The 11,562-nt window shown below is 69.8% G+C and carries 13 protein-coding genes and 1 tRNA gene; all 14 read left to right on the top strand.

Annotated elements, in window-relative coordinates:
* Positions 1–161 precede the first annotated feature (161 nt).
* The 14 genes from ASG91_RS18030 (at position 162) to ASG91_RS17970 (ending at position 11,562) form a co-directional block, all read left to right on the top strand.
* On the top strand, positions 162–467 hold the full coding sequence (locus tag ASG91_RS18030; RefSeq protein WP_056924024.1) for a DUF4242 domain-containing protein: 306 nt from the start codon (positions 162–164) through the stop codon (positions 465–467).
* The gene (locus ASG91_RS20810) at positions 464–604 is read left to right on the top strand and encodes a hypothetical protein (RefSeq protein WP_157582196.1); all 141 of its coding nucleotides are present in this window, start codon (positions 464–466) and stop codon (positions 602–604) included. Before ASG91_RS18030 ends, ASG91_RS20810 begins: the two co-directional genes overlap by 4 nt.
* Positions 601–3,264: a LuxR family transcriptional regulator gene (locus ASG91_RS18025; protein WP_056924023.1), complete on the top strand. Its 2,664-nt coding sequence runs from the start codon at positions 601–603 to the stop codon at positions 3,262–3,264. Before ASG91_RS20810 ends, ASG91_RS18025 begins: the two co-directional genes overlap by 4 nt.
* Positions 3,265–3,404: 140 nt before the next feature.
* Positions 3,405–3,477, top strand: a tRNA-Trp gene (locus ASG91_RS18020).
* 59 nt (positions 3,478–3,536) lie between these two features.
* A complete protein-coding gene (secE, locus tag ASG91_RS18015; protein ID WP_056924022.1) occupies positions 3,537–3,806 on the top strand; it encodes a preprotein translocase subunit SecE in 270 nt (89 codons plus the stop codon).
* 65 nt (positions 3,807–3,871) lie between these two features.
* Entirely contained in the window at positions 3,872–4,852 is a 981-nt protein-coding gene (nusG, locus tag ASG91_RS18010) for a transcription termination/antitermination protein NusG (RefSeq protein WP_082594298.1), read from the top strand.
* 91 nt (positions 4,853–4,943) lie between these two features.
* Positions 4,944–5,378 carry a 50S ribosomal protein L11 gene (gene rplK, locus ASG91_RS18005; protein WP_056924021.1) on the top strand — a complete coding sequence of 145 codons (435 nt, stop codon included), beginning with the start codon at positions 4,944–4,946 and terminating at the stop codon, positions 5,376–5,378.
* A 107-nt stretch (positions 5,379–5,485) separates the two neighbouring features.
* Positions 5,486–6,205 carry a 50S ribosomal protein L1 gene (gene rplA / locus ASG91_RS18000; protein ID WP_056924020.1) on the top strand — a complete coding sequence of 240 codons (720 nt, stop codon included), beginning with the start codon at positions 5,486–5,488 and terminating at the stop codon, positions 6,203–6,205.
* Between the two features lie 146 nt (positions 6,206–6,351).
* Positions 6,352–7,116: a hypothetical protein gene (locus ASG91_RS17995; RefSeq protein WP_056924019.1), complete on the top strand. Its 765-nt coding sequence runs from the start codon at positions 6,352–6,354 to the stop codon at positions 7,114–7,116.
* Positions 7,117–7,399: 283 nt separating this feature from the next.
* Entirely contained in the window at positions 7,400–8,059 is a 660-nt protein-coding gene (rplJ, locus tag ASG91_RS17990) for a 50S ribosomal protein L10 (protein WP_056924018.1), read from the top strand.
* Between the two features lie 72 nt (positions 8,060–8,131).
* Positions 8,132–8,518: a 50S ribosomal protein L7/L12 gene (gene rplL, locus ASG91_RS17985; protein ID WP_056924017.1), complete on the top strand. Its 387-nt coding sequence runs from the start codon at positions 8,132–8,134 to the stop codon at positions 8,516–8,518.
* Between the two features lie 285 nt (positions 8,519–8,803).
* Positions 8,804–9,871, top strand: coding sequence for an ABC transporter ATP-binding protein (locus tag ASG91_RS17980; RefSeq protein ID WP_235545764.1), 1,068 nt, complete (start codon positions 8,804–8,806; stop codon positions 9,869–9,871).
* A gap of 76 nt (positions 9,872–9,947) precedes the next feature.
* Positions 9,948–10,718, top strand: a complete 771-nt coding sequence (locus tag ASG91_RS17975) for an ABC transporter permease (protein WP_056924016.1) — start codon at positions 9,948–9,950, stop codon at positions 10,716–10,718.
* Between the two features lie 16 nt (positions 10,719–10,734).
* Positions 10,735–11,562, top strand: a complete 828-nt coding sequence (locus ASG91_RS17970) for an ABC transporter permease (protein WP_056924015.1) — start codon at positions 10,735–10,737, stop codon at positions 11,560–11,562.

Genomic DNA, 11,562 nt, shown 5'->3' with positions numbered 1-11,562 from the left:
GTCACCCGGGCAGCGGTGTGGGCAGGTCGATGGGCAGCCAGCGGGCAGACAGATGGGCAGTGCCTACCGATGCCCGGGACCCACGGTCGACCGGACTCTTGGAGGGCGGCGGCACGCGGTCGTCGCACACCATCACCAACACCACCACAGAAGGAAATCCGATGAAGCTCTTCCTGATCGAACGCGAAGTCCAGGGCGCCAGCGAGCTCACCCACGAGCAGCTCGCCGAGATCTCCCGGACCTCCAACGCCGCCGTCGAGTCGCTCGGGGTCCAGTACAACTGGGTCCGCAGCTACGTCGCCGGCGACAAGATCTACTGCCTCCACGAGGCGTCCGACGCCGAGACCATCCGCGAGCACGCCCGCCGGGGCGGGTTCTCGTGCGAGGTCGTGGCCGAGGTCGTCGCCGAGTTCGGTCCGCACACCGCGACCGAGCTCGAGAGCGAACGGGCGGGGGCGACGGCATGATCGACGCCCAGATGCATGTCTTCCTCAACGAGACGGTCGCAGGGGGCCGGCTGGGAGCCCAGCGGCCGGTCGGGCCGCGCAGCGCGCGCCGGATCGTCCTCGACGTCCGCCGCCGTCGCCGGGCCGAATCCCGGTGACCTCCACGGCCGCCGACCGCGAGACCTTCCGGACCGCGGTCGGCGGCTCGTACCCTGTCGGGGTGGAGCTCGTGGAGCGGGAGCCGCAGCTGGAACACCTCCGCACGGCCCTGGAGCGCAGCCGCACCCAGGGGTGCTTCGTCGCCGTGTCCGGAGAGGCCGGCGCCGGCAAGTCCGCCCTCGTGCGGGTCGCCACCACCGGGCAGCAGTGGACCCGGGTGGCCCGCGGGCTGTGCGACCCACTGGAGACCCCGCGTCCGCTCGGGCCGGTCCGCGACGTGCTGGCCGACCTCGGCGTGAAGGTGGGGGCCGACCCTGGCGCGCCCGTGCCCTTGGCCGAACGCCTGCTCGACGCGGTCGGGAGCGAGCCGACCACCCTCGTCATCGAGGACGCCCAGTGGGTCGACGAGGCGTCGGTGGAGGTGCTGCGCTTCGTCGCCCGTCGGGTCGAGGCCCTGCCGCTCGTCGTCCTGCTCACCTACCGCGACGGTGAGATCGGTCCCGACCACGTGCTCCGCCCGCTGCTCGGCGACATCGCCCGGCTCGACGCAGGCACCAGCATCGGGCTCAAGGGTCTGTCGATCGGTGCCATCCGGACGGTCCTCGCCGGCACCGGCATCGACGCGCCCTCGGTGCTCGCGCTGACCGGCGGGAACCCCTTCTTCGTCACCGAGATCGCCCGGCACCCCGCCGAGGCACTGCCGGCCTCGGTCCGCGACGCCGTCCTGGCCAGCACGAGTGCCGTCGGCGCCGCCGACCTCGAGGTGCTGCAGGTCATCGCCACGGCGCCCGACTCCCTCGACGACCGCCTGCTGCCGGCGCTGGCCATCGACGTGCCGCAGCTGCGCAGGCTCGAGGCCACCGGTCTGCTCCGACGCTCGCGTCGCGGGGTCGGCTACCGCCACGAGCTGGCCCGCAGGGCGGTCGAGGACTCCATCCCTCCGGGTGTGACTCCCCGCCTGCACGCCCGGATCCTTCTGGCCCTCGAGGGGGTTGGCGCAGACCCGGCGGTCCTGGCCCACCACGCCCACGCGGCCGGCGACGACGCGCGCACGCGGGCGTACGCCGACCGGGCCGCCGCGGAGGCCACCCAAGCCGGGTCGCACCGCGAGGCGGTCGCCTTCCTCGAGCTGGCGCTGGCCGCCCCCGGGGGTGAGCCGGTCCACCGGGCCGCGCTGCTCGAGCGGCTGAGCTTCCAGCAGTACATGGTGAGCCGACTGCCCGAGGCGGTGGAGTCGATCTCGGAGGCGACTCGGCTCTGGGCCGAGGCCCGGGACGACGACGGCCTGGCGGCGGCGCACAGCAGGCGGGCCCTGATCGAGTACTACTCGGCCCGGCGAGCGGCGTCCGAGCGGCACATCGCGCTGGCCCTGGCTCACCGCGACGCCCCTGCCTATGGCGCGGCGAAGTCCCTGGAGATGCTGCTGGCCTTCCGCCGCAACGACGCCGACGCCACGTCGGAGGCGCGGAAGGTGACTCGTTCGCTGGCCCAGGAGCGGTCGGACGACGAGCTCCTCGTGCGCTCGGAGATCCTCGGCACGGCCGGCGACGTGCTGATGGGCGACGACCTCGCCGCGCGCGACCGGCTGCTCATCCTGGTGCACGACGCGGCGGCCCGGCTGTTCGACGAGACGGCCTCGACCGGGTGGTCCCAGCTGGCCGCCATCGACGTGGAGCAGCGCCGGTTCCGTGACGCCGAGAGCCTGCTGGAGCAGTCACTGCCCTTCACCGTCGACCGGGACATCCCGATCTGCGAGCAGTGGCAGACCGGGGTGCGCTCGCGGCTCCAGTTCGAGCGGGGTCGGTGGGAGGCGGGACTCGAGGACGCCCAGACCGTCCTCGACGGCGGGGCGCCGATCGCCAGCCTGTGGCCGCACCTGGTGGCGGGACTCGTGGCCCTGCGACGGGGCGAGCCCGCGCCCGGGGGTGCCGACGACCACCTCGAGCACGCGTGGCGGCTCGCCGAGCAGATGGGGGAGCCCTTGGCGCGGCTGGCGGTCATGGCGGCGTTCGCCGAGCGAGCCTGGTTGCTCGACCTCCGCGACCCGCGGCTGGCCGGGGCAGCGGCCTTGCTTCGCGAGGTGGGTGGGCTGCCCGGGGTGCAGTGGTCCACGGGGCGGCTCGCGGTCTGGTTGCGGAGGCTGGAGACCGACCACGTGGACGGGGTGGGACACCTCAACGGCACGTCCGCGCACGACGGGCCGTCGCTGACGGTCGCCGAACCCAGTGCGCTCGAGCTCGAAGGTCGGTCCGACGAGGCGGCGCAGCGCTGGCGTGCCCTGGGGGCGCCCTACGAGGCGGCGCTGGCACGGGTCGGGTCGTCGGACGAGCAGGTGGCCGTCGCCGCGCTCGCCGACCTCGAGGCGATGGGCGCCTGGGCGGCTGCCGACCGCGCGCGGGGGGTGCTGCGTGAGCGCGGCCTGTCGCGGGTGCCCGCTCGGCGCCGCACGACCACGGTCGCCAACCCGTCCGGCCTCACCTCCCGGCAGCTCGACGTGGCCCGCCTGGTGGCCCTGGGGCTGACCAACGCCGAGCTGGCCCAGAAGCTGTACATCTCGCCGCGCACCGCCGACCACCACGTGTCCGCCGTGCTCACCAAGCTGGGCCTCGGGACGCGGCGCGAGGTGGTGCGTCGAGCATCCGAGCTCGGACTCGTCTAGACGGTGGCACCAGCGAGTTCGCGTTCGGCCCGGTGCCTCACGTATGCTTCTTCCTCGGTTGACTTGACCATGCTTTCGGCGTGCCCGGGCGCAGGTCGGCTCAGCCTCCCGGAACCCTCCGCCCCCGCGGTGAGTTCCGTAGGGCAGTGGCTCAATTGGTAGAGCTCCGGTCTCCAAAACCGGCGGTTGGGGGTTCGAGTCCCTCCTGCCCTGCGTAGCAGGACCTGTGACCGGACCCGGTCGCGGCACAGATGAGTGAAAGCAGAGGCATCGTGACGGACGTGAGCGCGGACACCCGCGGCTCTGGTCGTACCGGCCGCAAGAGTGACAAGGGCGGCAACCCCATCTCGCGGATGTTCCGCTCGATGTCCCTCTTCGTCAGCCAGATCCTCGACGAGCTGCGCAAGGTCGTGCGGCCGACTCGCTCCGAGCTGGTCAACTACACGATCGTCGTGATCGTGTTCGTGACCTTCGTGATGGCTCTCGTCTCGACCGTGGACTTCGGCTTCACCAAGCTCGTCCTGTGGGTCTTCGGCGGCTGACCGCCGCCCTGCCGCAGTCATCCCGGGGTCACCCGGCGAATACCAGAAGGAAGTAGGTCATCAGCGTGTCCGACCAGAGGACCACCGACAACGCCGAGCCCGGGACCGAAGAGGTCACGGTCGACGGTGCTGCCGCCGAGCTCGAGACCAGCGACATCCAGGCCGACACGGACGTCGAGGCCGTCGCTGACGACGCCGATGACACCGACGCCGATGACACCGACGCCGATGTCACCGACACCGACGCCGACACCGACGAGGCCGCCGCGGAGGAGGTCATCGTCGACGAGGTCGAGCGGGATGACAGCGAGGACCTCGACGACGAGCAGGTCCACCAGCCGCAGGTCTCGACGCTGACCTTCTCCGACGACGAGACCCCCGTGGTCGAGTCCGACGACGAGGACGCTGACGCGGCCGCCGACGTCGACGCCGCTCCCGGTGACCCGGTCCAGGAGTTCAAGGACGCGCTGGCCGCCAAGTACGGCGACTGGTACGTCGTGCACTCCTACGCCGGCTACGAGAACCGCGTGAAGGCCAACCTCGAGAACCGCACGACCTCGCTCAACATGGAGGACTTCATCTTCGAGGCCGAGGTGCCCATGGAAGAGGTCACCGAGATCAAGAACGGCCAGAAGAAGCTCGTGCGCCGCGTCCGGATGCCCGGATACGTGCTCGTCCGGATGGACCTCACCGACGAGTCGTGGGGCGCCGTGCGCCACACGCCGGGGGTCACCGGCTTCGTCGGCAACGCCCACCAGCCGGTGCCGCTGAGCCTCGACGAGGTCTTCACGATGCTGGCCCCCGCCGACCTCGAGAGCCCGGCCACGTCCGGCGCCGCCGGTGGCTCCTCGGGCAAGCCCAAGGAGGTCGCGGTCGTCGACTTCGAGGTGGGCGAGTCCGTCACCGTCATGGAAGGGCCCTTCGAGACCCTGCCCGCCACGATCTCCGAGATCAACCCCGACACCCAGAAGCTCAAGGTGCTCGTCTCCATCTTCGGCCGGGAGACCCCGGTCGAGCTGTCGTTCAACCAGGTCGCCAAGATCTGAGGGCACGGCAGCACCTGTTCCCGGCACCCCGGGAGCATGCAACCGGGTCATCGCCCACGGCGTAGGCCCACACAACCAAAGGAACACAGCAATGCCTCCCAAGAGCAAGAAGATCTCCGGCTTCATCAAGCTGCAGATCCAGGCCGGTGCGGCCACGCCCGCCCCGCCCGTGGGCCCCGCCCTCGGTCAGCACGGCGTCAACATCATGGAGTTCGTCAAGGCGTACAACGCTGCGACCGAGTCCCAGCGCGGCAACGTCATCCCCGTGGAGATCACGGTCTACGAAGACCGGTCCTTCACCTTCATCACCAAGACGCCGCCGGCCGCCGAGCTGATCAAGAAGGCCGCCGGGGTGCCCAAGGGCTCCGGTGAGCCGCACAAGACCAAGGTCGCCAAGCTGTCGGCCGACCAGGTCCGCGCCATCGCCGAGCAGAAGATGGAAGACCTGAACGCCAACGACATCGACCAGGCGATGAAGATCATCGCCGGCACCGCCCGCTCGATGGGCATCGACACCACCCTCTGACGAGGGTTCCCGGTATGCCGCCCACGCGGCATACCGGGGCACGTGGCAGGACCGCGCTGGTCCGTACCGACCACAACTCCACCGAAACACCCAGCACAGGAGCAGAAATGAAGCGCAGCAAGGCTTACCGCGAGGCCGCGGACAAGATCGATGTGACCAAGAGCTACGCCCCCCTCGAGGCCGTCCGCCTCGCGAAGGCGTCGGCGAAGGCCAAGTACGACGAGACCGTCGAGGTCGCCATGCGACTCGGCGTCGACCCCCGCAAGGCCGACCAGATGGTCCGTGGCACCGTCAACCTCCCGCACGGCACGGGCAAGGTGTCCCGCGTCCTGGTGTTCGCCAACGGCGACAAGGCCGAGGCCGCCCGTGAGGCCGGCGCCGACCACGTCGGGTCCGACGAGCTGCTCGAGAAGGTGGCCGGCGGCTGGCTCGACTTCGACGCCGTCGTCGCGACGCCGGACATGATGGGCAAGGTCGGTCGGCTCGGCAAGGTCCTGGGCCCGCGTGGTCTCATGCCCAACCCGAAGACCGGCACGGTCACGATGGACACGGCCAAGGCCGTGACCGACATCAAGGGCGGCAAGATCGAGTTCCGCGTCGACAAGCACGCGAACCTCCACTTCATCATCGGCAAGGCATCCTTCGACGAGAAGTCGCTCGTCGAGAACTACGCCACCGCGCTCGACGAGATCCTTCGCCTGAAGCCGTCCTCGTCCAAGGGCCGCTACATCGAGAAGGCCACCCTGTCGACGTCGATGGGCCCCGGCATCCCGCTGGACTACACCCGCACCCGCAACCTGCTGGTCGAGGACGAGGCCACCGCCTGAGTCCGGACCAACCGGTACGCATTCGCGTGGAGCCCGTCACCCCTCGGGGTGGCGGGCTCTCGCCGTTGCCCTCAGGTCGCCGGGTTACGATCGCAGGACCGCATGGCGCAGCACGCGCGCGGTGTGCCGTCGATGGGGGAGTTCTCGTGAAGACCACCAAGTCGTTCGCCGCGTTGGCGCTGGCCGCCGCTCTCGGCCTGAGTGCCTGCGGCGACGCCGGCGGCGACTCCACCGGCAAGACCCCCGCCAGCCCCTCGAGCTCGTCCAGCTCCACTCCCTCCGGTCTCCAGCCCGGCGCCACCGTCGACGGTGGTGAGCTCGCCACGAAGATGACCGCGGCGATGGTCAAGGCCGGCTCGGGCACCATCGCGCTGGACCTTGGCACCGAGGGCAAGGCCACCGGCTCGTTCTCGATGAAGGGCGGGGTCATGGAGCAGCAGATGACCATGCCGATCGAGGGACAGAGCATGGAGATCGTCTCGACCGGCGGGGTGATCTACCTGAAGGGCCTGCCGGGGTCGAAGAAGCCGTGGGTCAAGATCGACCCCAGGGCCGACGACCCGGTGAGCCAGATGCTCGCCGGGATGGCCGGTGACATGGGCGACCCGCGCCAGCTCGCCAAGGCGCTCGAGGGCTCGAAGGCCACCGTGGTGAGCTCGACCGCCGACTCCAGCACCTACGACGTGACGATCGACCCCAAGGCGCTCCTCGGGGGAGCAGCGTCGTCGGTGCCGTCGACCGAGCCGGTCAAGGCCCGGTACACCCTCGACGCCGAGGACCGGCCCACCGTGATGACGGTCGAGGTCCAGGGGCAGAGCATCACGATCACCTTCGGCGACTGGGGCAAGCCGGTCACCATCACGGCCCCGCCGGCTGACCAGGTCGGCACCTTCCAGCTCCCCACCGGCTGAGCGGCACCGCCGGCTCCCCGCGGCTTCCGCACCGATTTGGTGGGGACGCCGCGGACCCGTACGCTGGACCCTGACCAAAGACCGCTCGGTTGTCACGTGCCACCGCAAGAGGCAGCACGTGACCGAAGGTTCCACTGTGGTGGACGTCCAGCGCAGGCCACGATTCACCCGCAGTGCCGGCTCCCAGAGCCTGCCCGCGTGCGAGCCCCGTGCCCTGTGCACGGGGCTTCTTCCATGTGGGGCCCTCACCTCCGGCCGGTCGAACACACGGAAGGGAGGCCCCATGGCCAAGGCTGACAAGGCTGCCGCCATCGCCGAGCTGTCGGACAAGTTCCGCAACTCCGGCGCGGCCGTGCTGACCGAGTACCGCGGGCTGTCGGTGAAGCAGATCACCGATCTCCGCAACTCGCTGCGCGGAAACGCCACCTTCGCCGTCGTGAAGAACACGCTCACCGAGCTTGCTGCCAAGGACGCCGGAGTCACGGCGTTCGACGGCCAGCTCGTCGGACCGTCCGCCATCGCGTTCGTCGATGGTGACCCGGTCGAGGCCGCAAAGGGCCTGCGTGACTTCGCCAAGGCGAACCCCCTCCTCGTGATCAAGGGCGGCGTCCTCGACGGCAAGGCCCTGACTCCCGCGGAGATCACGAAGCTCGCGGACCTCGAGTCCCGCGAGGTTCTCCTGGCCAAGCTGGCCGGTGCCCTTCAGGCGTCGCTCAGCCAGGCTGTCTACCTCTTCGCCGCACCGCTGTCGCAGACCGCTCGGGTCGTCGACGCACTGCGCGCCAAGGTCGAGGCCGAGCGCCCGGTGGCAGCTGCCGCCGCTCCCGCCGCCGAGGCCGAGGTTGCCGAGGCTCCGGCCGAGGTAGCTGCTGAGGAGACCCCCGCCGAGGCCCCCGCGGCCGAGGCAACCGCAGACGTCGCCGAGGGTGGCGACGAGAGCTGAGTCCTCCGGGACCCCAGCTCGCACACCAAACCGCCACTCACGGCATACGAAGAAATAGAAAGGACGCCCATCATGGCGAAGCTCTCCACCGACGAGCTCCTTGAGGCTTTCAAGGAAATGACCCTCATCGAGCTCTCTGAGTTCGTGAAGCAGTTCGAGGACACCTTCAACGTCACCGCTGCTGCCCCCGTGGCCGTTGCTGCGGCCGGCGCCCCGGCTGGCGGCGGCGCCGCCGAGGTCGAGGAGCAGGACGAGTTCGACGTCGTCCTCGAGTCCGCTGGTGACAAGAAGATCCAGGTCATCAAGGAGGTCCGCGCGCTGACCTCCCTCGGCCTCAAGGAGGCCAAGGACCTCGTCGACGGCGCCCCCAAGCCCGTCCTCGAGAAGGTTGACAAGGCTGCGGCCGACAAGGCCAAGGAGGCCCTCGAGGGCGCCGGGGCCACCGTCACCCTCAAGTGATCTGAGCTCCCTCGGGAGCACCAGCACTGCTGCGAAGCGGGCCCGACCTCACGGTCGGGCCCGCTTCCGCGTCCCCTGACCGACGAGGTTGATGCTGACCACCCACGCCGAAATCCCAGCTTTCGGGCTTCATCCAGGTCGGGAAGCCCGAAAGCTGGGATCTCGGCGGGGCGGGCCCGGTGCCGTGGCGTACCCAGCCGTAACTTCGTCCCCCCTGCCTCGTTGAGCCATGCGAACCGGGGCCTGTCAGCAGTGACGGGCGTGGACTTCACGACGAGGTGAGCTGTGGGCGTTGAGATCAAGGTCGAAGGCCTGACCAAGCGATTTGGGTCGCAGGTCATCTGGAACGACGTCTCCCTCACCCTCCCTGCAGGTGAGATCTCGGTGATGCTGGGCCCCTCGGGCACCGGCAAGTCGGTCTTCCTCAAGACCCTGGTCGGGCTGCTCAAGCCGGATGCCGGCTCGATCATGATCGAGGGCCGCGACCTGACCCGGCTGCGCGAGCACGACCTCTACGAGATCCGCAAGCTGTTCGGGGTGCTGTTCCAGGACGGCGCGCTCTTCGGCTCGATGAACCTCTACGACAACGTCGCCTTCCCGCTGCGCGAGCACACCCGGAAGTCCGAGTCCGAGGTCCGCACCATCGTGATGGAGAAGATGGACCTGGTCGGCCTCACCGGCGCCGAGTCGAAGCTGCCCGGCGAGATCTCCGGTGGGATGCGCAAGCGCGCCGGGCTCGCCCGCGCCCTGGTGCTCGACCCCGAGATCCTGCTGATCGACGAGCCGGACTCCGGCCTCGACCCGGTGCGCACGTCCTACATCAACCAGCTCTTCATCGACCTGAACGCCCAGATCGACGCGACCTTCCTCATCGTCACGCACGACATCAACTCGACCCGCACCGTGCCGGACAACATCGGGCTGCTCTACCACAAGCACCTGGCCATGTTCGGGCCGCGCGAGATGCTGCTCAGCTCGGAGGAGCCGGTCGTGCGCCAGTTCCTCAACGCCCAGACCATCGGCCCGATCGGCATGTCCGAGGAGAAGGACGCCGACGAGCTCGCAGCCGAGGCGCGGTCCGGCCAGGAGCTGCCGCCCCTGCCGCCGATCCCGCTGCAGCTGGGGACCAGTGACGGTGCGCCCCGCCGCGGTGAGCGTCCCGCCGGCCAGTGGTGCCGCGACAACGGCATCACCCCGCCGCCCGGCTCGTTCCACTCGCACAACGCCGGCGTCCCCGGCGTGCGCCACACCGAGCCCACCGCGCCCACCGAGCCCGCGCCCACCGAGCCCGCGCCCACCGAGCCCGCGCCCACCGAGCCCGCGCCGACCGCCGAGGCGGTGCGATCGTCGTGAGACTGAATCTCTGCTCACGCTCCTCGACCTTCCGGGCCTCGCTCCTTCGTCGCTCGTGTCCTCAGGATGTCGTCGCATGAGCAACCCAGCCATCGGTGCGCTGCGCCAGAGCGGGTCGCTCTTCGCGCTGGTGCTCGACGTCATCCGTTCGCTGCCGAAGCGGCCGTTCCAGACCAAGGAGTTCATCCAGCAGTGCTGGTTCATCGCCTCGGTCACGATCGTCCCGACCGCGCTGGTCTCGATCCCGTTCGGGGCCGTCATCGCCCTCCAGCTCGGCACCCTGACCCGTCAGCTCGGCGCGCAGTCCTTCACGGGTGCGGCCTCGGTCCTCGCTGTCATCCGTGAGGCCTCCCCGATCGTCACCGCGCTGCTCATCGCCGGGGCCGGTGGCTCGGCGATCTGCGCCGACCTCGGCTCGCGCAAGATCCGCGAGGAGATCGACGCGATGGAGGTGCTCGGCATCAGCCCGATCCAGCGCCTCGTCGTGCCCCGGGTGCTCGCGGCGATGCTCGTCGCGCTGCTCCTCAACGGGCTGGTGTCGGTCGTCGGTGTCGCGGGTGGCTACTTCTTCAACGTGATCATCCAGGGCGGCACGCCGGGTGCGTACATCGCCTCGTTCACCGCGCTCGCCCAGCTGGCCGACCTGTGGACCAGCGAGATCAAGGCGGTCATCTTCGGCTTCATCGCCGCCGTGGTCGCGTCCTACAAGGGCCTCACGGCCGGCGGCGGTCCCAAGGGGGTTGGCGACGCGGTCAACCAGAGCGTCGTCATCACCTTCATGTTCCTGTTCGTCGTGAACTTCGTCGCGAGCGCCGTCTACTTCCAAGTCGTCCCCCAGAAGATCTGAAGGAGGTGCAGAAGCCGTGAGCAAGGTCCTCGATCTCGCCGGTCGTCCCGTGGAGGCGCTCGACAGCCTCGGCGAGCAGCTGCGGTTCTACGTCCGCTCGCTCGCCTGGAGCCCGCGCACCCTGCGCCGCTACAAGAAGGAGGTGCTGCGCCTCCTCGCCGAGGTCTCCCTCGGCTCCGGCGCCCTCTCGGTGATCGGCGGCACCGTCGGCGTCATCGCCTTCCTCGCCTTCTTCACCGGCAGCCAGGTCGGCCTGCAGGGCTACTCCTCGCTCAACCAGCTCGGCACCGGCGCGTTCACCGGCTTCGTCTCGGCCTACCTGAACACCCGTGAGATCGCGCCCCTGGTCGCGGGTCTGGCCCTCGCGGCCACCGTCGGCTGCGGGTTCACCGCCCAGCTCGGGGCGATGCGGATCTCCGAGGAGGTCGACGCCCTCGAGGTGATGGGGGTCCCGTCGCTGCCGTTCCTCGTGACCACCCGCATGATCGCCGGCTTCGTGGCCGTCGTGCCGCTCTACGTGCTAGGGCTGTTGTCGTCCTACGGCGCCACGCGGTTCATCGTCGTGCACTACTTCGGGCAGTCGGCCGGCACCTACGACCACTACTTCCACCTGTTCCTGCCGCCGATCGACGTGCTGTTCTCCTTCCTCAAGGTGATGGTGTTCGCCGTCGTGATCATCCTGATCCACTGCTACTACGGCTACAACGCCTCGGGCGGACCGGCCGGCGTGGGCGTGGCCGTGGGCAAGGCCGTGCGGACCTCGATCGTGGCCATCAACATCGTCGACTTCTTCTTCTCGCTCGCAGTGTGGGGCGCCACGACGACCGTACGGATCGCGGGTTGA

Origin of the sequence: Phycicoccus sp. Soil802, from assembly GCF_001429605.1 — a bacterium.
GTDB lineage: Bacteria > Actinomycetota > Actinomycetes > Actinomycetales > Dermatophilaceae > Pedococcus.
Note: the sequence above shows the minus strand (reverse complement) of the source record. Positions and strands in the feature narration are given on the sequence as shown.